The 24,555-nt window shown below is 66.0% G+C and carries 19 protein-coding genes; 14 read left to right on the top strand and 5 right to left on the bottom strand.

What is annotated here, in order from left to right:
- Window positions 1–55: 55 nt before the first annotated feature.
- Complete coding sequence (locus ACP7BZ_RS17535; RefSeq protein WP_426115492.1) at window positions 56–2,467, bottom strand: TonB-dependent receptor; 2,412 nt, start codon at window positions 2,465–2,467, stop codon at window positions 56–58.
- 407 nt (window positions 2,468–2,874) lie between these two features.
- Here ACP7BZ_RS17535 and ACP7BZ_RS17530 point away from each other — a divergent pair, with 407 nt between their 5' ends.
- From ACP7BZ_RS17530 to ACP7BZ_RS17520, 3 genes are all read left to right on the top strand, one after another.
- On the top strand, window positions 2,875–3,894 hold the full coding sequence (locus ACP7BZ_RS17530) for a LacI family DNA-binding transcriptional regulator (protein ID WP_426115755.1): 1,020 nt from the start codon (window positions 2,875–2,877) through the stop codon (window positions 3,892–3,894).
- A gap of 173 nt (window positions 3,895–4,067) precedes the next feature.
- The gene (locus ACP7BZ_RS17525) at window positions 4,068–6,917 is read left to right on the top strand and encodes a diguanylate cyclase (RefSeq protein ID WP_426115754.1); all 2,850 of its coding nucleotides are present in this window, start codon (window positions 4,068–4,070) and stop codon (window positions 6,915–6,917) included.
- A gap of 33 nt (window positions 6,918–6,950) precedes the next feature.
- Entirely contained in the window at window positions 6,951–7,121 is a 171-nt protein-coding gene (locus ACP7BZ_RS17520; protein ID WP_426115490.1) for a hypothetical protein, read from the top strand.
- Window positions 7,122–7,208: 87 nt separating this feature from the next.
- Here ACP7BZ_RS17520 and ACP7BZ_RS17515 read toward each other — a convergent pair whose 3' ends face one another.
- Entirely contained in the window at window positions 7,209–7,829 is a 621-nt protein-coding gene (locus ACP7BZ_RS17515; RefSeq protein ID WP_426115488.1) for an FMN-binding negative transcriptional regulator, read from the bottom strand.
- Window positions 7,830–7,907: 78 nt separating this feature from the next.
- Here ACP7BZ_RS17515 and ACP7BZ_RS17510 point away from each other — a divergent pair, with 78 nt between their 5' ends.
- The 5 genes from ACP7BZ_RS17510 to ACP7BZ_RS17490 all read left to right on the top strand — a co-directional run bounded on the left by ACP7BZ_RS17510 (window position 7,908) and on the right by ACP7BZ_RS17490 (window position 12,981).
- A complete protein-coding gene (locus ACP7BZ_RS17510; protein WP_426115486.1) occupies window positions 7,908–8,471 on the top strand; it encodes a DNA-3-methyladenine glycosylase I in 564 nt (187 codons plus the stop codon).
- Complete coding sequence (gene mnmC, locus ACP7BZ_RS17505; protein WP_426115484.1) at window positions 8,468–10,153, top strand: FAD-dependent 5-carboxymethylaminomethyl-2-thiouridine(34) oxidoreductase MnmC; 1,686 nt, start codon at window positions 8,468–8,470, stop codon at window positions 10,151–10,153. The genes ACP7BZ_RS17510 and mnmC overlap by 4 nt, the downstream gene beginning before the upstream one ends.
- Before the next feature lie 72 nt (window positions 10,154–10,225).
- Window positions 10,226–10,966 carry a sensor histidine kinase gene (locus ACP7BZ_RS17500; RefSeq protein ID WP_426115482.1) on the top strand — a complete coding sequence of 247 codons (741 nt, stop codon included), beginning with the start codon at window positions 10,226–10,228 and terminating at the stop codon, window positions 10,964–10,966.
- A complete protein-coding gene (locus ACP7BZ_RS17495; RefSeq protein ID WP_426115480.1) occupies window positions 10,963–12,669 on the top strand; it encodes a tetratricopeptide repeat protein in 1,707 nt (568 codons plus the stop codon). The genes ACP7BZ_RS17500 and ACP7BZ_RS17495 overlap by 4 nt, the downstream gene beginning before the upstream one ends.
- Before the next feature lie 96 nt (window positions 12,670–12,765).
- Window positions 12,766–12,981, top strand: a complete 216-nt coding sequence (locus ACP7BZ_RS17490; protein ID WP_426115478.1) for a hypothetical protein — start codon at window positions 12,766–12,768, stop codon at window positions 12,979–12,981.
- A 38-nt stretch (window positions 12,982–13,019) separates the two neighbouring features.
- Here ACP7BZ_RS17490 and ACP7BZ_RS17485 read toward each other — a convergent pair whose 3' ends face one another.
- Window positions 13,020–13,535, bottom strand: a complete 516-nt coding sequence (locus ACP7BZ_RS17485) for a PhaM family polyhydroxyalkanoate granule multifunctional regulatory protein (protein WP_426115476.1) — start codon at window positions 13,533–13,535, stop codon at window positions 13,020–13,022.
- 162 nt (window positions 13,536–13,697) lie between these two features.
- Between ACP7BZ_RS17485 and ACP7BZ_RS17480 the strand changes: the two genes are divergently transcribed.
- The 5 genes from ACP7BZ_RS17480 (at window position 13,698) to ACP7BZ_RS17460 (ending at window position 20,739) form a co-directional block, all read left to right on the top strand.
- Entirely contained in the window at window positions 13,698–14,831 is a 1,134-nt protein-coding gene (locus tag ACP7BZ_RS17480) for a DUF3108 domain-containing protein (protein WP_426115474.1), read from the top strand.
- 26 nt (window positions 14,832–14,857) lie between these two features.
- Window positions 14,858–15,631, top strand: a complete 774-nt coding sequence (locus ACP7BZ_RS17475; RefSeq protein WP_426115472.1) for a DUF3108 domain-containing protein — start codon at window positions 14,858–14,860, stop codon at window positions 15,629–15,631.
- Window positions 15,632–15,765: 134 nt separating this feature from the next.
- Window positions 15,766–17,172 (top strand): hypothetical protein, encoded by a 1,407-nt coding sequence (locus ACP7BZ_RS17470; protein ID WP_426115470.1) that lies wholly within the window; start codon window positions 15,766–15,768, stop codon window positions 17,170–17,172.
- On the top strand, window positions 17,165–17,905 hold the full coding sequence (locus tag ACP7BZ_RS17465) for a hypothetical protein (protein ID WP_426115469.1): 741 nt from the start codon (window positions 17,165–17,167) through the stop codon (window positions 17,903–17,905). Before ACP7BZ_RS17470 ends, ACP7BZ_RS17465 begins: the two co-directional genes overlap by 8 nt.
- 8 nt (window positions 17,906–17,913) lie before the next feature.
- A complete protein-coding gene (locus tag ACP7BZ_RS17460) occupies window positions 17,914–20,739 on the top strand; it encodes an AAA family ATPase (protein WP_426115467.1) in 2,826 nt (941 codons plus the stop codon).
- Between the two features lie 85 nt (window positions 20,740–20,824).
- Here ACP7BZ_RS17460 and ACP7BZ_RS17455 read toward each other — a convergent pair whose 3' ends face one another.
- Both ACP7BZ_RS17455 and ACP7BZ_RS17450 read right to left on the bottom strand, forming a co-directional pair.
- Window positions 20,825–21,343, bottom strand: a complete 519-nt coding sequence (locus ACP7BZ_RS17455; RefSeq protein WP_426115465.1) for a hypothetical protein — start codon at window positions 21,341–21,343, stop codon at window positions 20,825–20,827.
- A gap of 19 nt (window positions 21,344–21,362) precedes the next feature.
- A complete protein-coding gene (locus ACP7BZ_RS17450) occupies window positions 21,363–21,863 on the bottom strand; it encodes a hypothetical protein (RefSeq protein WP_426115463.1) in 501 nt (166 codons plus the stop codon).
- Window positions 21,864–22,023: 160 nt separating this feature from the next.
- Here ACP7BZ_RS17450 and ACP7BZ_RS17445 point away from each other — a divergent pair, with 160 nt between their 5' ends.
- A complete protein-coding gene (locus ACP7BZ_RS17445) occupies window positions 22,024–24,492 on the top strand; it encodes a prolyl oligopeptidase family serine peptidase (protein WP_426115461.1) in 2,469 nt (822 codons plus the stop codon).
- Window positions 24,493–24,555 lie beyond the last annotated feature (63 nt).

Raw genomic sequence — 24,555 nt, 5'->3', positions numbered from 1 at the left:
AATGGCAACGGCGGCCGCCATCGAGTCAAGGAGGGACCGCCGCTGTCAGGGTAAATTAAAAGTCGTAGCCCAGGTTGATGCCCACCGTGCGCGGTGGCTGGTACTGGGCGACCCAGGCGCCAAAGCCGTTCATGGCGCTGGTCTTGACGTTGGTGTCGCCGACATTGCGCACGAAAGCGTCGAGCCAGAGCGCATGGGGGCGGGCGTAACGCAGGCCGATGTCGCTGCGCGTATAGGCCTTCTGGCGGTCACCCTCGCCCAGGTTAAATACCGACAGCCAGCTGGCCGTTTCGTAGTGGGTCGACAGGCGCGGCGTCACGCTGGCGCCATCGGCCAGCCGGAACACGTGCTGGTACTGCAGTTGCAGCGAGACGTTCGGCGCATGCGGCATGCGGTTGCCGGTGACGTCGAGGCAGGTGCTGATGCCCGGCACGGCGCACGCTGGCAAGGCGTAATCGTTGCTGCCGCCGATCAGCTGGCCCAGCTTGGCGCGGGTCCAGGCAAAGGTCAGCTGCAGGCGGTCGTCGGCCGACAGCCTGGCTGCCAGTTCCGATTCAAAGCCGTGGATGTTGGCGCCCTCGGCGTTGTTGGTGACCAGGGTATGCGAGCCGTCCGGATTGGTGACCGGGGCGCTGAACTGGAAGTTCTTGAATTTTTCGTAGTACAGCGCGTTGTTCCATTTAACTGCGCCATTGAGGAAGCTGCTCTTCGAGCCGATTTCATAATTGGTCAGCGTCTCCGGCGAATAGGGCCGGCCGCCATCCTGCAGGCCGCCCGATTTGTAGCCGGTGGCGACGCTGGCATAGAGCATGTTCTGGCGATCGAGGTCGTAGGCGACGCGGGCCAGCCAGGTGGTCTTGTTGCCCTTGTAGACGCCGTCGTTGGACGGCACGCTGGGGCTGTAGCCCTGGCCGGGAACGCGTGGATCAATCGAACCGCTGACCGGCACCTGCGGCACGCTGGGGTCGTAATTCCAGGTATAGCCATTGCCGCCTTCATTGGTGCGCTTGTCGGAAGTGTAGCGGGCGCCGCCGGTCAGGTGCAGGCTGTCGCTGGCATTCCAGGTCAGCTGGCCAAAAGCGGCCGATGAATCGACCGTTTCCTTCGGCTGGATGAAGGAGCCCTGCCAGCCGACGGTGCCCTGCTGGGTGCCGTTAAAGACGGGGATGTCGAAGCGGATGTCGTTTTTTTCGTTGGCGTAGTACAGGCCGACCAGCCAGTCGACGGTGCGGCTGCCGGTCGACTGCAGTTCGAGTTCGTGGCTGTAGTTGGTGTAGTGCGAGGACACCGTGTTGTTGGCCTGGTAGGTGGCACCGGTGGCGAAGCTGGTCGGCACCATGGTGCCGCCATCCTGGTCGAAGGTGGAGCTGCCGGAAAAGCGCGACCAGCCGGCGATGTAGGCCAGCGTCAGGTCGGGCGAGAGCAGGTAATCGATGCGGCTGCGCACCGAGTTGGTGTCGCGTACCAGGGTGGGGGCGACGTCGGCCAGGGTGGAGAACAGGTCGGTGCCGGCGCGTGGCGTTTGCAGCAAATTCATCGACGGCGTGCCGCGGTCGGCGAATTTTTCGTAGGCGATGTTCCACGTCATGGCCGGCACCGGCTTCCACAGCAGGGACACCCGCAGCGCGCTCTGGTCCTGGGCGCTGTATTTGGGACCGCTGGTGACGAACAGGTTCGGATTGATGGGCTGGAAGGCGGCCGGGTTGCCGCCGCTGGCGATAAACGCTGCGCGCTGGCTGGTCTGCGAGGGGATCGGCAGCTGCTGGTAATCGACGTAGCCGTCGTGCTGCTCGTGCACGAAGGCCACGCGCACGGCGGCATGTTCGCCCAGCGGCAGGTTGACGGCGCCGCGCGCGCCCAGCCGGTTGTAGTTGCCGATGCCCGTTTCGATACTGCCCGAGGTCGAGCCGAGGATCGGTTTGACGGTTTGCATGTTGACGGCGCCGACGGTGGAGTTGCGGCCCCACAGGGTGCCTTGCGGGCCGCGCAGCACTTCGATGGCGTCGAGGTCGAACAGCAGCGAACTGGCCCCTTCCGGCCGCGGCGAATAGATGCCGTCGATGAACAGGGCCACTTCGGGATCGGCATATTCGGTCTTGGCGCTGTCGTTGCCGACGCCGCGCAAGGTCATGGTGATGACGCCATGGTCGCCCTGGCCGGTGGCTTGAAAGCCCGGCACCAGGTTGACGACGTCGGCAATCGTTTGTACGTGGGCGTCGTCGAGCGCGGCGGCGTTCAGGGCGGTGATCGCCACCGGGGTTTTTTGCAGCGACGTCGAGCGCTTGGTGGCGGTGACGAACACTTCGGCGATGGGGCCGTCGGCGCTGGCGACCGGCGCGGTGCTGTTGTTGCTGTTGTTACTGCTGCTGCTCTGCGCATGGGCGCCGACGCTGGCGGCGAGCAGCAAAACGGCGAGGGCGATGGGGGATATTGCAGGCGCACGGGCACCCGGGGCGGTAGGTTTCATTCTGTCTCCAATTATTGTGGGATCGCTGCGGGTCGCAATCGGATCGACACTGCGGTCGCTGCCAAATGAAACCGATTTCATAATTTTTGAAATCGGTTTCATAGTATTTTTGAAATCATCTGAAGTCAAACAAAATTGTGGGCGGTGGCGAAAATAACACGCAGAAAAGTGCGGATGGATAAGCTGTGCCCTGCAGCAGCAGGCGTTGCGCGCTGTGCGCAGCGATGGCGCTGGGGCGCCCGCTGGCTGGCGCCAGGGCCGGTCGCGGCGCCTTGCATGGACAGGCAGGGCGCATGGTTTTCAGAAACCGATTACATGCTATAGTGCGCACGCCCTGTTCGCCATGGTCGGCCCGCGGTCTTCGGTCTTTTGTGTTCCTGTATTTTTTACCGTATGCTTCACGCTTGATGAAAACAGTCACCCACGCTGCTCTTCCCCCCACCGTCCACATGGTCGCGCGCGAGGCGGGGGTGTCGGCCGCCACCGTGTCGCGCTTTTTGAATGGCACCGCCAGGGTCTCCGACGACAAGCGAAAAGCCATCGAAAGCGTCATCGAGCGGCTCAATTTCAAGCCCAACGTGCTGGCGCAAAACCTCAAGACGGGCAGTTCGCGCACCATCGGCGTTCTCACCCAGTCGCTCATCAGCGGCTATTTTACGGACGCCATGGCCGGCATCGAGGACGCCCTCAAACATACCGGTTACGCGCCGCTGATCGTCTCCGGCCACTGGCATGCCGATGAGGAGGCCGAGCGCATCGAGCTGCTGATCGCCCGCCGCGTCGACGGCCTGGTGATCCTGACCGGGCGCCTGACCGACGCCCAGATCGTCGACTTTTCGCGCCGCCTGCCGATCATGGTATTCGGCCGCCAGCTCGACGCCCCGCGCGCCTTCGGCTTTTGCCAGGACCACTACCGGGCCGCCTGCGAAGCGGTGCAATTCCTGCTGCTGCAGGGCCACCGCCACATCGCCTTCATCGCCGGCCCGGCCGATCACGATGATGCGCGCGCGCGCCTGGCCGGCTACCAGGACACGCTGCAGCGCCAGCAGATCAAGCTCGATCCGCGCCTGATCGTCGATGGCGACTTTCACGAATCGGGCGGCTTGCAGGCGGTCGAGCAGCTGCTCGAATCGGGGCAGCGCTTTACTGCCATCTTCGCCGCCAACGATCTGTCGGCCTACGGTGCCCGCCTGGGCCTGTACCGCCGTAATATCCGGGTGCCGGACGACGTCTCCATCGTCGGCTTCGACGATCTGCACAGCTCGAGCTGCACCACGCCGCCGCTGACCACCGTGCGCCAGCCGCTGTTCGAAGTGGGCCGCTGCCTGGGGCAGGGCATCCTCAATATGATCGCCCACCAGCCGTTTACGGTCGACGTGCCGGCGCTGGCGCTGGTGGTGCGCGAATCGGTGCGCCGCATCGGCTGACAAGCTGTCCCGCTAGGTTCCAAGGATGCCCGGGCATTTGCCGTTGCTCGAATCGCCACTAAGTTGCGCAATTACCAATTTGTATAAAGAGAATTGCCTGAAATGTGAAATAATAAGGCGCTAGGCGCGCCCCTTTCTGCGCGCTCGCATCGACGAGGACCATAGTGATCGAGATGTTCGCGCTGGACGAGGAAGTTGCCCGTTGGCACGCCGAATTGGCGCGTCAGCCGCTGGACGAGCGTCGTTGTGAACTGCTGCTGCAACTGAACTGGCACCTGCGCCAGCGCGATCCGCCGCAGGCGCAGGCGATTGCCGCCAGCGCTGCTGCCCTGATCGAGGCCTTGCCGGCGCCGGCGCGCGCGCTGGCGCAGGCGCGCTGCCTGCTGGTCGAGGCGGAGCGCCTATGGTTGTTCGGTCAACTCGATCGTGCGCACCAGCAGGCCGGCGCCGCCCTCGCACGCTGTGCCGAATGCGCTGGCGCCAGCGAGCACGCTGTCCAGCCTCAAGCCAGCGCCGCCCACGCCTGCCGCGCCGACGGCCACTGGCTGCTGGCCTGGATCAGTGTCGACCGCGGCGAAACCGCCGCCAGCGATGGCCATTTTGCCGCCGCTGCCGGCGCTGCCGTCGCCGCCGCCGATCCGGTGCGGCGCGATATCTGCGACGCCGCCGCTGCGCTGGCCGACGTGTTCCGCGATCTGCACGCCGCCGAGGCCCGCTGGGGCGGCCGCTTTGCCGACGCTGACGGCGGCGGCAGCCGCTCCCTGGCCGCGCGCGGCTGGATCGACGACCTGGCCGGCACCACCGCTTTCCAGGCCAGCGACTTTGGCCGCGCCATCGGCCTGATGATCGCCGCTTACGATATCGCCATGATGACCGGCCAGGTGCGGCGCGCCGTCAACCTCGCCACCAACATCGGCAACACGTTCACCAGTCTGAACGCCCACCATGCCGCCCTCGAATGGATGCAGCGCGGGCTCGATCTGGCGCGCCCCACCGGCTGGCCGCTGAGCATCGGCCTGGGGCTGATGCAGACTGCCGAAACGCTGCGCCAGCTGGGTCAGCGCGATGCCGCCCGCGCCCTGCTCGACGAGGCGCTGGCGACCATGGCGCCGCTGGCCGATTCGCGCGCCTATGCGGTGGCCCTCGAATACCTCGGCGACGTCGCCCTCGACAGCGGCGATCACGCCGGCGCGCTGGCCAATTTCAAGCGCCTCGAACAGCGCGGCGCCGCCCTCGGCCAGGCCGATTTCGAAAGCGGCGCGCTGCGCGGCCAGGCGCATGCGCTGTCGCACCTGCAGCGCCCCGTCGATGCGCTGGCACGCGCCGATGCCGCGCTGACGCTGGCGCGCGAACACAGCGACACCTCGGCCGAAATCGCCGCCCTGAAGGTGCTGGCCGATATCCACAGCCGGCACCGGCTGGCGGCGCCGGCGCCCATGCAGGCAGCCACGCCGGCCCTGCATTACCTGCTGCAGGCGCAGGCGCTGGCGGCCACCATCGACGGCTATATTGTCCCCGGCGGCACGCTCGATGCGATGGGGCGCGAGTACGCCAAGGTCGGCAATTTCGCCCGCGCCTATGAGGTGGCGCTCGAATCGGTGGCCGCGCGCGAACAGATCAACAGCCACGAGGCGACCAACCGCGCCATCGCCATGCAGGTGCAGTTCCAGACCGAGCGCGCGCACACCGAGGGCGAGCATCACCGCCAGCTGGCGGCCGCCGAAGCGCGCCGCGCCGAGGTGCAGCAGCAGATCAGCGCCACGCTCGAACACTTGTCGGCAATTGGCCAGGAAATCACTACCCACCTCGATGCCGACGCCGTGTTTCGCGCGCTCGACCGCCACGTTCACGGCCTGCTCGACGCCACGCACTTTGCCGTTTTCCTGCTCGACGCCGATGGTGCCGCCTTGCGCTGCGCCTTTGGCGTCGAGGCGGGGCGGGTGCTGCCGGCCACCCGGGTGCTGCTGTCGGACCCGAATGCGATTTCGGCGCGCTGCGTGCGCGAGCGCCGCGAAATCGTCATCGAGGCGGCCGCCGACGCCCCGGCGCCGGGCCTGATCCCCGGCACCATCAAGCCGCGCAGCGTGATGTTCGCGCCGCTGCAGGTGGGCGAGCGGGTACTCGGCGCCATGACGGTGCAATCGATGCAGGCCGCAGCCTATGGCGAGCGTGAGCGGCTGATCTTTCGCACCCTGTGTGCGTATGGCGCCATCGCCCTCGACAACGCGCGCGCCTACCGCCAGGTGGCGGCGACCCAGGCCGAACTGCTCGAGAAGAATCTGGAACTGGAAAAAGCGTACCAGGCGCTCGAAGAAGTGAGCCTGACCGACCAGTTGACAGGGCTGCGCAACCGCCGCTTTTTCCTGCAGCATGTCGACACCGATGTGCGCCTGTCGCTGCGCAGCTACGATGACGCTGGCCGCCGCGCGGCCGGTGCTGCCCGCGCTGATGCCCACGATCTGGTGTTCTTCATGGTCGATCTCGACCATTTTAAGGACGTCAACGACCGCTTCGGCCACGCCGCTGGCGACGCCGTGCTGGTGCAGATGCAGGAGCGCCTGCGCGAAGTATTCCGCGAATCGGATTACCTGGTGCGCTGGGGCGGCGAAGAATTCCTGGTGCTGGCGCGCGCCACCCGCCGCGACGAGGCCAGGGCGGTGGCCGAGCGCATCCGCCGCGCGGTGGCCGACCGGCCGTTCGTGCTGCCCGACGGCGCTGCCATCGACAAGACCTGCTCGATCGGCTTTGCCTGTTTTCCGTTCGTGCCGGCAGCGCCGCGCCTGCTGTCGTGGTCGGAAGTGGTCGAACTGGCCGACCAGGCGCTGTACCTGGCCAAGCACGGTGGCCGCAATGCCTGGGCTGCCCTGTACAGCAGCGCCAGCGGCCGCCAGCAGGGCTTGTTTGCGCACCTGATGCACGATCTGGCGGGCGCGCTCCGACACGGCGAGGTGACGCTGTTGTCGAGCAAAGACATCGCCGCTGCCGACAGCCACAGCGCCGCGACGGCGACTAAAAACGCCTGACAAAGCGACGCAACAGGAGACGGGCGCAGCACGTTGATTGCGCTGACGCGCCAGGGGCAGCGACAAGTCAAAGCGGCGCAGTCTGCACGCACCGATTACCTGGCGCAGCTGCTGGCGGCCAGACTCAGTGCTGAAGAAAAGCTGCTGCGTCAGGCACCCGGATTGCTCGACAGCTTGAGCGATGCCGAAGGACGCCGTGGTTGAGCGCCTGACAAAACTTCCATGACTGCGTGTTCGGCTTGCCGTGCCGGTGGCACTGCGTTCGCCGTCGCCCTTGTGCCGAAGGTTTTGTCAGGCGCCCGACGTCGGGTTTGGCGCCATCCAGGCGGCCAGCGCCGGCTGTTCGGCAGCGATGGCCGTCTGGTCGGCCGCCACCCGGTTCTGGCTCATCTTCCACTTGCCATCGAGCCCAGTCAACACGATCTCGATGCCGACAATGGCGCGCAGCATCTTGTCGAGGTAGTCGGCGGGGGCGTCGGCCACGGCCCATGGCTGCGCGCGCGGCGCTTCATGGTGACCGGTCAATCGTTCCAGCAGGGCCCGCAGCCAGAGCGGATCGTCGAGCGCGCGCAGCACGCCGTGGCCGTGCACCACCGCGTAGTTCCAGGTCGGTACCACCTTGCCGCTGACGGGTTTTTCCTGGTACAGCGATGGCGAAATATAGCCGTGCGGTCCCTGGAACAGCACCATCACTTCACTGCCCGCCAGTTGCCACAAGGGGTTGGCGCGGGCGACGTGCGCGCGCAGGGTGCCGAACGGCGCGCCGGCGGTGGGCGGGCGGTAGTCGAACGGCAGGTGATTGGCATCCAGGCCGGCCGCCGTGTGGGTCACCACGGCGCCCAGCGGATGCGCCTCGATCAGCGCCTGCAGCACGGGCAGCCGCGCTTCCTTGAAGTGGTTGGGAGTGTACATCGGTAAATTATAATGGCTGCGCGCCCGCACATTGCATCGAACCGCGGGCGACATGCCCACTTTTCCTTTCCGACGACGATGACGATGACCACGCGCTGCAGCTGGGCCAATATGGCCAATCCCGCCTACCTTGCCTACCACGACACCGAGTGGGGCGTGCCCTGCCACGACGAGACCACCCTGTTCGAGATGCTCAACCTGGAAGGGGCGCAGGCCGGCCTGTCTTGGGAGACCATCCTCAACAAGCGCGAGAGCTACCGCGCCGCCTTCGACCACTGGGATGCCACCGTCATCGCCGGCTACGACACCGCCAGGGTGGCGCAGTTGCTGGCCAATCCCGGCATCGTGCGCAACCGCCTGAAAGTGGCGGCGACCATCGGTAACGCCCAGGCGTATCTGCGCATGCGCGAGCAGGGTCTCAGCCTTGACGCTTATTTATGGGGCTTTGTCGACGGCGTCCCCCTCGTCAATGACTGGCCCAGCGGCGCGCGGCCGGCCAGCACGCCGCTGTCGGACAGCCTGTCGAAAGACCTCAAACAGCGCGGCTTCAAGTTCGTCGGCAGCACCATCATGTATGCATTCATGCAGGGCATCGGCATGGTCGATGACCATGACCGCTGCTGCTTCAAGCGCGCCCGATGATGGACTGGCGGCCGCACTGGCGCGGGCGTGAACGCTTCGTTGTCCTGATCGGCACCAATGGCGCGCACGAGATCGCGACGACGCTGGCGCACTGGCATGCCGACCCGGCGCGGCCGCCCCACCTGCACCTGATCGCGCTGGCCAGCGGGCCTTTGCCCGGCTTTGCCCGCATGCTGCAGGCGGCGCCAGACGATGGCGTCACCGTCGACCTGCTGCACGCGCCGCTGGCGGCTGCGCTGGCGCAGCTGCAGGCGCGCATCGATGGTGTCGCGCTGGCCGGTGACGAAGACAGCGCCAGCGTGCCGCGCGCGCTGGCGCGCCTGCTGGAGAAGGGCGCCGTGCTGCAGGCGGCGCAGCTGCAGCCGGCGCTGGCGCGGGCGCTGGCGGCCACCGGCTGGGTCAGCGAGACCGGCGCCGACACCGACGCTGACACCAGCGCCAGCGCCGCTGCGTCGCTGTGGCGCTACGCCAGCCGCAAGCCGATCGCGCCGCCGCCCGCGCCGCCGCTGCGGTGCGCCATCGTCATCGGTGCCGGCCTGGCTGGCGCTGCTGCCTGCGAGCGCCTGTGCGCGCGCGGCTGGCAGGTGACCCTGGTCGAACGCCATCCGGCGCCGGCGATGGAAGCGTCCGGCAACCTCGCTGGCATCACCATGCCGCTGCTGTCGAAAGACGACAACCAGGCCTCGCGCCTGTCGCGCGCCGCTTTTTTGTTTGCCCGCGCCTACTGGCAGCGGCTCGGTGGTCTGGGCAGCGCCATCGATGGCGCCGCCTGCGGCGTGCTGCAAGTGGCGCGCGACGCCGCCCACGCCAGCCTGCAGGCGGCCATCGCTGAGGCGCGGGCGCTGCCAGCCGATTATGCCCAATGGCTGGCAGCGCCGGCAGCGCGCGCGCGCTTTGGCGCCGTCGCCCCGCACGGCGCCTGGTGGTTCGCCGACGGCGGCTGGATCCGCCCGGCCAGTGCGATTGCCGCCATGCTGGGCGCCTGTGGCAGCGCCCTGCAGCGCCATTTTGACGTGGGCGCCGTCAGCCTGCAGCGCGAGGGCGACATCTGGATCGTGCAGGATGCGGCCGGCGCCGTCATCGCCAGCGCCGCCACCGTCATCGTCGCCAGCGGCGCCGGCGCCATCGTGCAAACGGCCGGCTTGCCGTTCGAGCGCGTGCGCGGCCAGGTGACCCACCTGGCTGCCGCCGCCGCGCCCGAACTGGGCTATGTGCTGTGCCGCGAAGCGTATCTGACGCCGGCGGCGGCCGGCCTGCGCAGCGCCGGCGCCACCTATGACAGCGATGCCGATCGCGCCTTGCGCCAATCGAGCCAGGCGCACAACCTCGACAAGATGCGCTCGATGCTGGCCGATCCCGGCCTGGCGCTGGACGCCCCGCTGGCAGGGCGGGTCGGCTTTCGCGCGGTGGCGCCGGACCGCTTGCCGATGGCCGGCGCCGTCCCCGCCGCCGCCCTGGCCGTCGGCGTCGAGCGCCTGCGCGAACTGCCACGCCAGCCGGGCCTGTACGCGCTGCTGGGCTACGCCTCGCGCGGGCTGACCTGGGCGCCGCTGGCGGCCGAGCTGCTGGCCGCCACCCTGGAGGGCGAACCGCTGCCGCTGGAAGCCGAGTTATGCGCCGCGCTCGATCCCGGCCGCTTTCTGTTGCGCGAACGCCGCGGTCGGGCCGCACGCCTGCGCTAATCAAGAGAGCGCGCGAAAAGTGGGCGTATAATTGTTTCACGGCAATATTTCGCCAGGCTTTGCAGGATCACCATGACCATCGACGACCACGCGGCGGATGCGGACGCGGACGCCGACGCCGACGCCAATGCCGGCGTGGGCGAGCTGTCGCTGTTTCTGGCGTCGACCGCGCACGACATGAAAAATTCGCTGGGGGTACTGTCGGGCACGCTGGAAACGCTGCTCGATGGCGCCGCTGCGCCGGCGCCCGCCGCCACCGTCCAGCTGGCGCACATGCTGTACCAGACGCGCCGCCTGAACGACAACCTGATGCACCTGCTGGCCCTGTACAAGCAGGTGGGCGAGCAGGCCTATCCCTTTGATTTGCAAGCGCTGCCCGTGGCCAACCTGGCCGCACAGGTGGGGTCGGGCGCGCGCGTGCTGCTGGCCGCGCGCGCGATCGCCTTCGACACCGCGCTTGACGCCGAGCTGGTCTGGCACTTCGATGAAGAGTTGATCATCGGTGTGCTCAGCCACGCCATCAATAATGCCGTGCACTACACGCGCGACCGCATCGCCTTGCGCATAGCGGTGGTCGATGGCCAGCTCGAATTGCGGGTGGAAGACAATGGTGACGGTTATCCGGCCGCCATGCTGGCGACCAGCCGGGGCGCGCCCAAGGCGATGAATTTTCGTACCAACAGCACCGGCCTCGGCCTGTATTTTTCCAGCAAGGTGGCGCAGATGCACCGGCACCGCCAGCGCTGCGGCAGCGTGCGGCTGGAAAATGGCGGCACGCTGGGCGGCGGCTGCTTCATTTTGACCCTGCCATGACGGCGCCGCCCGGCGCGCCTGCCGCTGCGGCCGCACCGGCGGCGCGGGCCACCCTCGCCGATGTCGACTGGGCCTCAAAAAACTATCTGGTGGTCGACGATTTTATTGGCATCCGCCAGTTGCTGCGCGAAAGCTTGCGCAATCTGGGCGCCAAGAATATCGACCAGGCATCGAGCGGCGGCGAAGCGATGGCTCTGCTCAGCCGCATCCGTTATGACGTCGTGCTGTGCGACTACAACCTCGGTGAAGGCAAGAACGGCCAGCAGGTGCTGGAAGAAGCGCGCGTGCATCAGCTGTTGTTGCCCAGCAGTGTATGGCTGATGGTATCGGCCGAAAAAAGCATGGAATCGGTGATCGGTGCGGCCGAGCACCAGCCCGACGCCTACCTGATCAAGCCGATCACCGAGGGCGTGCTGCTGACGCGCCTGAACCGGGTGTGGCACAAAAAACAGGTGTTTCGCATGATCGACCTGGCGTACGGCGAAAAAGATTATTTGCGCGCCGCCGCCCTGTGCGACGCCCAGATCGACGTCGACCAGGTGCACCACATCGAACTGCTGCGCATGAAGGCCCATTTGATGCTCAAGAGCGGCGAGCCGGACAAGGCGAGGGAGGCCTACGAGCGCGTGGTGGCCGAGCGCGAATACCAGTGGGCCCGCTCGGGACTGGCAAAAATCCGCATGACCAATGGTGAATACGAACAGGCACGCCAGATTTTCCAGGGCGTGATTGCGGAAAACCGCTATTACATCGATGCCTACGACCAGCTGGCCGCCACCCACCAGTTGATGGGGCAGCTCGAGGAAGCGAGCAAGGTGCTCGAGCGGGCCGCCAAGCTGTCACCCAACTCGGTGCTGCGCCAGCGCAGCCTGGGCCAGGTTTGCTTAAAACTGGGCAAGTTGCCGATGGCTGAAAAGGCGTTTCGGAAATGCATCGCCATTGGTGAATACTCGGTCATGAAAAGCGCCGACGCCTATCTGGGTCTGGCGCGCGTGTGCGGCCAAAAGAATGAAGTCAAGGAAGCGCTGGCGCTGCTGCAGGCGGTGCAGAAGGAATTCGCCGGCGACGAACTGATAGGCTTGCGCGCCAAGATCACCGAAGGCTTGGTGTACCACGAAAGCGGCGATTACCGGCGTGCCCGCAAGGCCGGCGACGAGCTCGAAGCGCTGCTCAATGCCGACCCGGCACGGCCGGCGGTGGCGGTGTGCCTCGACATGGCGACGCTGCTGCTGGCGGTGGGGGTGAAGGAAGCGCCCGTCGAGCTGCTGTGCTACGTGGCGCGCAACAACCATGACAACAGCGTGCTGCTCGACGAAGTGCAGCGTATTTTCGACAAGGCGCGCATGGGCGAGGAGGGCATCGCCCTGATCCGCGATGCCAAGAAACAGGCGACTGACCTGATGAACCAGGGCGTGCTGTTGTGGCGCAGCGGCAAGCTGCAGGAAGCGATCGAGTGGATGCGCCATGCCCGCCTCACCTTGCCGAACAATATGCGGATCCTGTTCAATGCGGCGCAGATCCAGTTATCGCATATGCAACAGTCGGGCTATGAGGCCGCTCTCGGCGCCGAAACGGCCGAGGTGTTATTGCAGATCGACCGCATTGGACCTGGGCAGCAGCGGTTTGCCCAGCTGATGGAGCAGCTGGCGCGGCTGGTGCCGGCCACCGCAGTGGCCACGCCAGTGACCACGACAGCGACCTAGTTTTGCGCCCGTGCTTGCCCGTAGCGCGATGGTGAGTGCTAAACTGCTCACCCCGCGGGAGAAACACGACCCGGATTGTCCAGGAAAGGCACACTCATGCGCGATATTGCACACGAAGTTTACGAAAAAATGAAGGTTGGTAGCACAGCCTGGATTCGGCCCGTTGCCGCCAAGGGCGATACCATCGAGAATTTTCAGATCGCCCACGAACAGGCCCGGCAACTCGCTGACGAAGGCTTGATCAATATCGCCACCGTCAAGCGCTCGGAAGATGGCTTGATCGACGCTATCCGGATTTTGAAGCTGGCCTGAGGTAGCAGCTCATGGACTAGAGAGTCACCGCTTGCTGCTTAGCCTTTGGCCGGCTTCCTGGCAGTGCGTGGCGGCACCGCTTCGCCGGCGTCGGCTGCTGCCGGCGCCGGCGTTGCTTCGGCGCCGAACGGTGTTGCCGGCACCGTGCTGGCCACGGCCTGCTTGAACTGGTCTTGCAGCATATTCCACCAGACGGTGGGGTCAGGCATGGCTGGCGCTGCCGCAGCCGGCTTGGCCGTGGCATCGGGCGCCATGGTTTTCATGGCGTCGGCAAACGATGCGCTCATGGTTTTCAGGGTTGCCAGCGTGCCGCGCTGTACTTCCAGGCCCTGTATGGTGGCGCGCAACATGGCGCCATTGACGTTGAGCCAGGACTCGACGGCTTTGAGATCGGCAATTTTCTTGTCGAGATCTTCCACCGACATGGCCGGCGCGGCCAAGCTGGGCATCGACATGCCAGGCACCCCCATGCTTCCCCACAAGTTTTTAACGAACTCGAGTGAATCGGTCATGGCGCCGGCGCCAGGGATGTTGGGAAAAGGGGTAGTCGACATGGGGGCCTCCACTAGGTGAAAGCTTAGCGTAGCAGATAACGGGGGCATGACCAAGGATGTTATATAAACGGCAAAATAAATGGCAAAGTCCGCTGCAAAGCTGACACTGCACGCGACCCTGCATGCCGCCGTCGCTCCCTGCAAACGCGCTACACTGCCGCCATGACAAACCGCATGTTCAGCGCCAGACACCGCCGCACGTTTGCGCTGGCGCTACTTACTGTTGGCCTACACGTGCTGGCCTTGCGCGCCCTGGTGCTGCAAGCGGGCAGCTTTGGCAGCGAGCGCGTCAAGCCGGTCGCGCCGCCGCTGACGGCGCGGCTGATCGCGGCGCCAGTGCTGCCGCCGGCGCCGGCGCCACCGCCGCCGCTGGTGCTGGCGCCGCCGCCGGCGCTGCCCCGCCTCGACACTGTGGCGCTGCCAGCAGCAGCGCGGCTCGACGCGGCGGCCGGCGCACCGGTGCTGGCGGCCTTGCCGGTTGAGGCGGGCGCCACCGCGCTGCTCGCTGACGTAGAATCGATCGGGATGGCGCCGACCGCGGCAATGCCAGCCATACCGGCAACGCCAGCACCGCCAGCACCGCCAGCACTACCGGCAACGCCAGCATCGCCAGCCGGCAAGGCCTACCGCGCCGCCGTGCCGCCAGCGGCCCGCATGGTGCTCGATGTGGCGCGCAAGGATGCCGATGGCACCCTGTGGCACGGCGAAGCGGTGATGGCCTGGCAACTGGCCGATGGCCGCTACCGCATGAAGCTCGAAGCGGGCATTCGCGTGCTGGTGGCGCGCGTCAACCTGGTGGTGCTCGAGAGCAGCGGGGAGATCGACGGCGGCGGTTTTGTGCCGCGCCGCATGACGGAAAAGCGCCGCGGCAGGGCGCTCACCACCACCGAATTTGGCCAGGCGGGCAGCAAGATCACCTTTTCGACCTCGCCGGCCAGCTACGATCTGGCCGCCGGCACCCAGGACAAGGCCACCATTGCCCTGCAGCTGGCGGCCATCGCCCGTGCCGACAGTGCCCAGCTCGATGGCAACATCGATATCCTGGTGGGCGAAGACCGCGACGCCAGCGTGTTCCGCTTTGTGCTGGTGGGGCAGGAAGAAATCGACACCCCGATGGGGCGACTGCGCACCTGGCACCTGGCGCGGCCGCCCCGTTTCGGCGCCTACAACGCCCGCTTCGACGTCTGGCTGGCGCCGTCCCTGGGCTGGCTGCCGGTACGCATCGACAATATCGAATCGACTGGCGCCACCACCAGCCAGACTGTCAAACAGATCGGCCCACCCGAGCAGGGTTGAATGAAAAGCATCACCAAGGAAGCATTATGAAAAGCAGTCCCGTCATCGAGTTGTCCCTACCGCGCCGTGCGGCCATCGCCCTCGCACTGTGTGCCACGCTGGCCGCGTTTGGCGTGCCGCCGGCCGCCGCCGAAGCGGTCAAGCGCGCCATCGATTTGCCGCCATCGGCCGATCTGACGTATATCATCAAAGCGCGCCAAAAAGGCTTCGCACTGAGTGGCGACGCCACCGCCAACTGGCGTTTTAGTGGCGGCAAATACAGTTTTCGCTCGGTAACGCGCGCTGCCCTGTTTGGCACCCTGATCGATAACCGCAGCGAGGGCGCGGTTGACAGTTATGGGCTGGCGCCCACCCAGTTCGTCGAAAAACGCCTGCGCCACGAGCCCTGGACCACCACCTTCGATCGCAGCAAACAGCAGATCAGCTTCACCGAGAGCGAGGTCAATTACCCCCTCAAGGGCGGCGAACAGGACCGTAACAGCGTGCTGTTCCAGCTGGCGGCGGTGGCGCGGGCGGCGCCGGAAAAATTCGTCATGGGTGCCGAATGGAAGTTTTTCGTCGCCGGCCGGCGCGATGCCGATGTCTGGACCTTTCGCGTGGTCAAGCTCGACACCGTGCAGACGGGCGTCGGCACGCTCGACACCGTCCACCTGATGCGCATGGCACCGCCCGACGCCAAGGAGCAGGCGCTCGACATCTGGCTGGCGCCATCGAAGGAGTGGTACCCGGTGCGGCTGCGGTTCACCGACAATGATGACGAGTATGTCGAACAGACCTTGCAGAGCATCACCAAAAAATAAGCCAGCTGATGCGTTCATGCGCATCAGCTGGCCACCGCCTTTCTTTTTGCCGCCTCATCTGTAGCTGATATACTGACGCCCCGCCGCCTGCCGGCTGCGGAGTAGCAACTTCAGCAATATTCAGCAAGCACACGATGACCGACACCACTGCCGCCGCGCCAGCAGCCGACATGTATTTCCCGCAGCAGCAAGCCGACAGCGGCCCTGGCAGCGACAGCGCCGACAGTCTGCAGTCGCACTTCCACGCCGATATTTCTGCCGACGAAATCGAGCAGGTATTTCACCTCAAGCGCGCCCAGCCGACCCTGTCGGCCTTCACCGCGCTGTTCCACGGCGGCGCCGACGGCGTGCTAATTCGCCTGCTGGTACTGCGCGAACTGGCCGCCGACAGCGCCGTGTCCGCCTTCAGCCGGGCCGACATCAATACCCGCCTTGCTTACCTGCTGCCGGAAAGCCTGGAAACGGTGCTGATCCGCCTGCGCAGCCACGGCTTGCTGGCCTGGGATGCACCGGGCGCCGTCTATCGCGTCACGCCGCTGGCGCGCAATGTGCTCGCCGCGCTCGACGGTTTGCTGGCAGTCGGCCAGGCCGACGACCAGGCCGACATGGGCTTTCTGCTCTCGCAGGTGGCCGGCGCCCAGGCGGTCGGCGGCGTCACCGTCGACCAGCTGCGCCATTTACTTGGCCGGCTGGTCGACCTGACCGAAGAATTTCGCGATGCGATCGCCTCCGGTTCCGAATTTCGCCTGCGTACCTCGCAGTCGAAATGGCACACCGCCTGCGACTGGGTGGAAAAGGGCTCGCTGATCCTGCGTGCCATCCTCGCCGACGAACGGGCCGACGCCGCCACCCACAAGGCAGCGCAGGCAATCGGCCGCGCCCAGAGCGCCCTGCTCAATATGCAGGGCATGTTCTCGCGCGCCTTGAACCAGATCGAGCGCCAGCGCGTGCACCTGGGCCAGTCCGGCCTGTCGACCACCGACGTCAAGCGCTGGTTGCTGGCGCACGATGATTTATCGAGCCTGGCGGTGGGCGCCATCGACCGCCCGCTGGTGCCACTGTTTGGCACCCCCGCCGAAATGATCGACGTCGCCGAAACAGAGCTGCTCAGCGAGCGCGCCGCGGCAGTCGGCCCCGGCGGCCTGCCGGCCGGCCAGGATGCGCCGCTGACGGTCAACGACGCCCCCGCCATGCAGGTCGAACTGGACGACTGGCTGGCGCGCCTGTCCGATTTTGCCAACCTGGGTAACTTCCCCAGCTTTTCTGACGCCGCGCCAAGCTCGGTGCCGGTGCAGGATTCGCTGCTGCCGGCCAGCTTTGCGATCGCCTCCTACCGCGCTTCGCTGCTGCCGCTGCTGGGCGACGCTGCCGAAGCGAGCCTGCAGGGCGCCACCGCGCAGCTGGCGCGCCTGCCCATCGAATTTGCTGCGCAAGACGCCATGGTGACCCTGAGCGACCCCCATGTGGCGGCGATGTCGGTCGCTAGCCTGACCCTCGCCAACCTCTCACTCGATCTCGAAAGCGGCCCGCTCGATGAATGACGATTCCCAAATCCTGATCGCCCGCCTGCTCACGCACCAGACCCTGCGGCGCGACGACAAGATGGTCAAGCGCGTGCTGTCGGACGAACAGTTTCGCGCCGAAGTGGACAAGCGCCTGCTCGATACGGGCCTCAAGCTGCTCGACAATGTGTATGCCGACCATGTCACGCTGGCCCTGCACCGCGCCGTCGAGCCGAAGATTTTTGGCGCCAAGGACATCTGGCAAAACAACAATTTTGGCCTGACCCGCGATGGCGTGGCGCTGTTGGTGGTGCTGTGGGCGCAGATCATCCTGCCCAAGCGCGAGCGCCAGGAAACCCACCAAAACGCCGACGACGAGCAGAACGACCTGTTCGACAAGGACCGCCCCTTGCCGCGTGCCGAAGACAGTTCGATCGGCATTTCCTACACGGCGCTGCTGGCCGATTTCGGCGAAAAGCTGGGCAAGAAAACGCGCATGGACATGAACCTGGGGACGCTGTCGAAACTGGGCTTCATCGAACGGCGCGCTGACCTGATTGTCGAAGGCCCGCTGCTCGACCTGATGATGGATACCGACGTGCTCAAGGAACGCATCATCAACGGCGCCCTGGCCGAGGTGTTTCAGCGCGCGCCGATCACGGTGACAGTGCCGCGCAAGGCAGTGGCCGACACCGACGCCGATGCCGACCTTGACCTTGACGTCGCCACCAGCCCTGCCGACGTCGACGACGTCGACGACCAACCACTCTGAGAGTCAGCATGTTCCACATTAAATCCCTCGAGCTGGTCCACTGGGACTACTGGCAGCGCATCAAGAACATCCCGCTCGACGCCAAGATCATCACCATCGCCGGCCAGAACGGCTCCGGCAAGACGACCCTGCTCGACGCCCTGCGCACCCTGTTCGGGCTCGATTGCTCGATGGGCCGCACCTACAAGCACTATGCGCGCCACTCGGGCCAGCAGACGGCATGGATCCGCTCGGTGGTCGACAACAAGGCGGTCGGCCGCCAGCTGTCGAACCGGCCGTTTCGCAGCTCCGGTTTCTTTAGCGACGACGAAGTGACGCTGTTTTGCCAGATCCAGAAAAACGGCGGCGACTGGAAGCGCCAGTACCTGATGCGACCGGGGAACGTGCAGATCGAAGACGTCACCGAGGCGAGCGACTGGCTGGGCGTGGAAAACTACCGCAAGCGGCTGGCCAATGCGGGCCTGTCGCCGGCCATGGCGAAAGTGCTGGCGCTCGAGCAGGGCGAGACCGATAAACTGTGCGAATACGCGCCGCGCCAGCTGCTCGACCTGGTGTTCCAGGTGTTTGGCGACAAGGAAGTACTCGATGCCTACGACGAAGCCAAGCGCCACCAGCGCGACACCGAAACGGAATTGAAGCGCTTCGAAACCGAGCTGGAAGCCTCGCGCACCAACCTCGAAGGCTTGCGCCTGCGGGTGGCCAATTACCACCAGTGGGAAGATTTGCACAAAGAGCGCCGCAACCTGCTCGAGGAAGTGCTGCCCAGCCTCGAATACCACGAGGCGCGCGAAAAAGCGGCCACCGTCAGCCGCCAGCTGCGCGAAGCGCGCCGGCCAATGGCGCTGGCCGACACCCAGCTGACCGACAAGAGAAATGCGGTGGCCAACCAGGCGCGCCTGCATACCGACGCGCAGGAGCAGGAAACCCTGCTCGAGCGCGAAGCGACCATGCTGGCGGGCCGGCTGGCGCACATCAACGGCAAACTCAAACCGCTCGACAGCCTGCTCGAACAAAAAGAGCGCCTGCAAAAGCTGTCGGCCGAAGCGGGTGCCGACATCGCCGAAGTATCGGCCCTGTTAGCCACCCAGGAAGCCGAACTGAATCGCCAGAAGCAGGCGCGCCTGACGCTGACGAGCCGCATCAGCGCCGACCAGGCCACCATCGCTGCGCTGCAGGGCAAGAGCGCGATGCCGGAACCGGAACCGGTGCGCGCCATGCGCCGCGCGCTGCGCGAGGCCGGCATCGGCCACGCCATGCTCTCTGATATCGTCGAAGTGCTCGATCCGAAGTGGCAGGGCGCCGTCGAAGGCGTGCTCGGTGGTTATGCCTCGGTGGTGCTGCTGGAAAAAGCCAGCGATGCCGCCAGCGCCTATCGGCTGGCCGAGCAGCAAAAATACCGCCATTTTATTGTGCCCGACTGCGTCACTGCGCCGGTGCGCAAGGACAGCAGCCTGCTGTCGGTGGTGCGCTTTTCCGCCGCCACGCCAGCCTGGCTGATCGACCAGCTGCAGCGCATCGAGCGGGTCGAATCGGTCGATGCCGGTTTTAAATCGGCCAGTGAAGAATGGATCACGCCGGACGCCTATCACCGCGAACGGCGCGGCGGCCGCTCGCTGTTCGTCGAAGCGTCGCGTTACCGCTTCGGCGACGCCGGTCGCAGCGGGCGCCTGGACGCCCTGCAGCGCGCCATTCCTGGCCTGGAAGCGCAGGAAGACACGCTGACGCTGGCGATCTCGAAACTGGCCGCCGAAGTGGGTGTATTAAAAGCCCGTATCGCCGGGGTCGACGCCGCCAAGGAACTGGCGGCGCGCCAGGAAGAGTTTGACGAAGCGGCGCTGTCCTCGGTGCCGCTGAAAGCCGAGCGGCTCGAGGTCGGCTCGCGCCTGGGTGAACTGCAAGGCTTGACCAAGGCCGCCACGGTGGCGCGCACGCGCGCCGACACCACCTGGCAAAATGCCCGCATGGCACTGGCCGAAGCGGAGGCCGGCCAGCGGCTCGGCTTTAAACGGCAGATCGAACAGCGCCATGAACATGCGGTCGTACTGGCGTCCCTGCGGCGCACCTGGCGCCACCTGCCGCAGGGCTGGCGGCGGCCGGCACGACGCGCCGCGCTGGTGTCGGAACACCAGAACAGCCACCAGGTCGACCTGCGCGTCACTTCGCTGCAACACAGCCTGGCGCGCGATGACTGGGAACTCGACGCCACCGTGATCGACCAGCACCAGCGCCTGTCGGATCAGCTGCACGGCCGCCAGAGCGAAACGGACGAGCGCCGCTACCAGAACAACCGCGCCATCGAAGCGACCGGCAATGCCCGCGCCGCCTACATGGAGCGGCTGCGCTACACCATCAAAACCTACAGCAAGAACATCAAGGAGCTGGGCGAACTGGCCGGCATCGATGTGCACGCCGACCCGGTGCGGCTGGAAAACGACGATGTCCAGCTGGCGCAGGCCGGCCTGCACGTGCGCTTCAAGTTCGATGGCAAGGACCAGATTGGCATGAATGACGGCGAAGCGTCGGGTGGCCAGCAGGTGATGAAGTCGCTGGTGCTGTTGATCGGCCTGTTGAAATCGGAAGAAGGCTCGGGCGGCTTCGTGTTCATCGATGAACCGTTTGCCCACCTCGACATCCGCAACATCCAGCTGGTCGGTGAATTCCTGAAAAACACCGAAGCGCAGTACCTGATGACGACGCCGCTGACCCACAACACCGACGTCTACGACCCCTCCGAGTTGACCCTGATCACCAGCAAAAAGAAGAAGGACACGCAGTGGGCGCAGCCGATTTTCGTGCTGCAGCGGCGCACCACGCCGCAAAAAAACGCGGCCTAAAACGCAGGGGGGACTGTCACCTGCTGGGACTGTCACCTGCGGTGACTGTCCCAGCGGTGCTACCCCCGTTGCGACCACCTTGCGCCTACTTTTCCACCGCCCCAATCGCCTTGCGCAGCCGGTACCGCCACAGCGCCAGGCCAGCGCTGAGGGTCCCAAAATACGCGCCCGTCAGCCCCACCGCCAGCATCGTCAGCAGGCTGTCGGTAAACCGCGGCGTCGGCACGTTGCTGCCCTGGTTGGCATACATCTCAAAGCCGATATACAGAATGCGCGCCGTAAACAGCATGGCAATGGCAATCCCCAGCCGCGCCGGCGGCGTAAAGTAATAGCCTTCTGCGGTCGCTTCCAGCCGCGTGTGTTGAAAAGCCCAGACGCCGTAGCCAAGACCGGCGGCGGTCCCCATTGCCAGCCAGCCCAGCATGTCCGGGCGGCGCAGCAGTTCGGAGGCCGGCACCAGCACCATGGCGGCAAATACCAGCAAGCCCGTCCAGTGGCGCGAGACGATCGAGCGCTGGCGCGCCATCGCCGTGCGCAGGCGAGAGTAGATGCGCCAGACCAGGAACGGCGTGAGCACCAGCAGGGTGAGGGTGGTGATATTCATCGGTGTCAAGCGATCGGCGTCAAGCGGCCAGGCTGGCGCGGCGGCGCCAGCGCAGGATGCCGGCGGCGTAGCTGCAGTAATAGCCGGCCAGGATGCCAAACACCAGCAGCGTCAGCGGGCTGTTGGCAAAGTCGTCGGGGCGCGCCACGTTGGCGACATAAAATTCATAACCGCGGTAGAGCAGGCGGCCGATGAACAGCAGCGACACCAGGATGCCGATATGGGCACTGGGGGTGTAATAAAAATCGCTGCCGATCCGTTCATAGACAGTGCGCTGCAAACCGATCAGGCCAAGCACCACGCCGATGGCGACGCCGCCGGCCATCGCCGCCAGCGACAGCGGGTGCGCTGCGGCCAGCACGCCCAGCACCACCAGCAACAGTGGGAACAGCAGCACGCCGACCCAGTGCCGCCAGGCTTGCGAATGCTGGCGCACCACCAGGCGCTTGATGCGCTGGTAGACGCGCCACAGCACGAAGGGGATGATGACGGCGGCGACAACGGGTTGCGGTATGACCATGTGGTGTCCTCGAAAAGGGGAATGGCGATGGGAGCAGACGATTAGAGCAGTTATTGTAAGCGAAGCCCGGCGCTGTCCGTGCAGGTGCAGTGGACCTGCGGTTGACATTCCTGCGCCGAATGGCCACCATGTTTACACCCGATCTCATACGAAAGTCCCCATGCGCAAACGCCTCCTTGCAAGCGGCTCCGCCGCTGTGCCGCTGGCCCTGACCCTGCTGGCCGTGGTGCCCGCCCATGCCCAGTACCAGCTGCCACCGGCGCCGCTGCAAGCGATCGTCGACGCCCCGCGCGCGCCCGGCCTGTCGCTGTCGCCGCGGCGTGACCTGTTGACCATGGTGGCCACGCCGGCGCTGCCGTCGATTGTCGAGGTGGCCCAGCCGGAACTGAAGCTGGCCGGCCTGCGGCTGAATCCGCGTACCTATTCCCCCAGCCGCTTCAGTTTCGGCACCGACCTCAGTTTGCTCGACATCGCCACCCAGCAGGAAAGCCGCATCAGCGGCTTGCCCAAGCCGCTGCGGCTGGCCGACAGCGCCTGGTCGCCCGACCAGCGCCATCTCGCTTTCACCCACGTCAATTTGGCCGACAAGGGCAGTGGTCCGCAAGTCGAACTGTGGGTGGTCGATATCGCCACGCGCGCCGCCCGCCGCCTCAGTGCGCAGCCGCTGTCGTACGTCAGTGGTGCTGGCTTTAGCTGGCTGCCGGACGGCAGCGGCCTGCTGGTCCAGCTCAAGCCGGCGGCGCTGGGCAAGGCGCCGCCGCTCACCGCCATCCCGTCCGGTCCCAGCACCCAGGACAGTGACCCCAGCGGCGGCGCGCGCCAGTTGCGCACCTATCCCGACCTGCTCAAGAATGAAACCGACGCCCGCCTGTTCGAGCATTACGCCAGCGTGCAGCTGGCACTGATCGACCTGGCCGGCAAAACCCGGCTGGTGGGCAAACCCGACCTGTTTATTGGCGCCCGCCTGGCGCCCGCTGGCAAGTTCATTCTGACGCAGGCGCTCAAGCGGCCGTTTTCCTTCATCGTGCCGGCGTCCGATTTTGCCCGCCGCATCGACGTGCGCGATCTGGCCGGCACGCCATTGCACCTGGTGGTCGACCGTCCGCTGGAAGAGGGTCTGCCGCCCGGTAACGACGCGGTGTCGGCCGGCGTGCGCGATGTGTCGTGGCGTGTCGACGCCCCCGCCACGCTGGTGTGGGCCGAAGCGCAGGACGGTGGCGACCCGGCCCGGCCGGCGCCTGATGGCGTGCGTGATATCGTCTACATGCAGGCAGCGCCGTTCAACGCCGCTCCCGCTGTGCTGGCGCGGCTGTCGTCGCGCTACAGCGGCGTGCAGTGGGGCCGCGGCGACCTCGCCCTGCTGACCGAAGCGTGGTACAAGACGCGCGCCATTCAAACCTGGCGCATCAACCCCGACCAGCCTGGCAGCGCGCCCGTTTCCCTGTTTGCCTACTCGGCCGAAGACCGCTACGACCATCCGGGCCAGCCCGTCACCCAGCCCGACAGCGCCGGCCTGCAGCGCCTGTTGATTGGTGCTGACAACAGCATCCTGCTCGATGGCGCCGGCGCTTCCAGCGAAGGCGACCGCCCCTTCCTCGACCGGTTTAATTTGCTCACGGGGCACAAGGAACGGCTGTTCCAGAGCGCCCCGCCATACTATGAAAACCCGATGGCGGTGCTGAGCGCCGATGGCAGCGTTCTGCTGACCACGCGCGAATCGCCCCTTGAACGGCCCAATTATTTTATCCGCGACTTGCGCAAAGGGGCCGACGCCCAGCTGACGCCACTGACCCGCTTTCCCCATCCGACCCCGCAACTGAAGGATGTGCAGAAGGAGCAGATCCGTTACCAGCGCGCCGATGGCGTCGACCTGACCGCCACCCTGATGCTGCCGCCGCACTACGACGCCAAACGCGACGGTCCGCTACCGCTGTTGATGTGGGCTTATCCGCAAGAGTTCAAGAGCGCCAGCGCGGCGAGCCAGACCACCGGCTCGCCGTACCGCTTCAATGCGGTGAGCTACTGGGGACCGGCGGCGTTTCTGGCGATGGGTTACGCGGTGCTCGACAATCCATCGATGCCGATCGTCGGCGCCGGTGACGCCGAGCCGAACGACACTTATTTGCCGCAGCTGGTGGCCAACGCTGAAGCGGCCGTCAACGAAGTGGTGCGCCGCGGCGTCGCCGACCGCCACCGCATCGCCGTCGGCGGCCACTCGTATGGCGCCTTCATGACCGGCAACCTGCTGGCGCACACGCGCCTGTTCAAGGCCGGCATCGCCCGCAGCGGCGCCTACAACCGCACCCTGACGCCGTTTGGCTTCCAGGCCGAAGAGCGGCCGTTCTGGAAAGCGCAGGCGGTGTACCAGGCGATGTCGCCGTTTAATAACGCCGACAAGATCAAGGACGCGCTGCTGATGATCCACGGTGAGCAGGACAATAACAGCGGCACCTTCCCCATCCAGAGCGAACGGATGTTCCAGGCGCTGAAGGGGCTGGGCGGCACGGCGCGGCTGGTGATGCTGCCCAATGAAAGCCACGCGTACCGGGCGCGCGAGTCGATCATGCACATGCTGTACGAGACGAATAACTGGCTTGAAAAATATGTGAAGAATGCCAGGGCGCCGTGATGCGTTGTGCCGCGTTGTGTCGCGTTGTGCCGCGTTGTGCCGTGTTTGCGGACGGCGGCCCGG

Source organism: Massilia sp. PWRC2 (genome assembly GCF_049896725.1).
Lineage (GTDB): Bacteria > Pseudomonadota > Gammaproteobacteria > Burkholderiales > Burkholderiaceae_D > JAFCUW01.
Note: the sequence above shows the minus strand (reverse complement) of the source record. Positions and strands in the feature narration are given on the sequence as shown.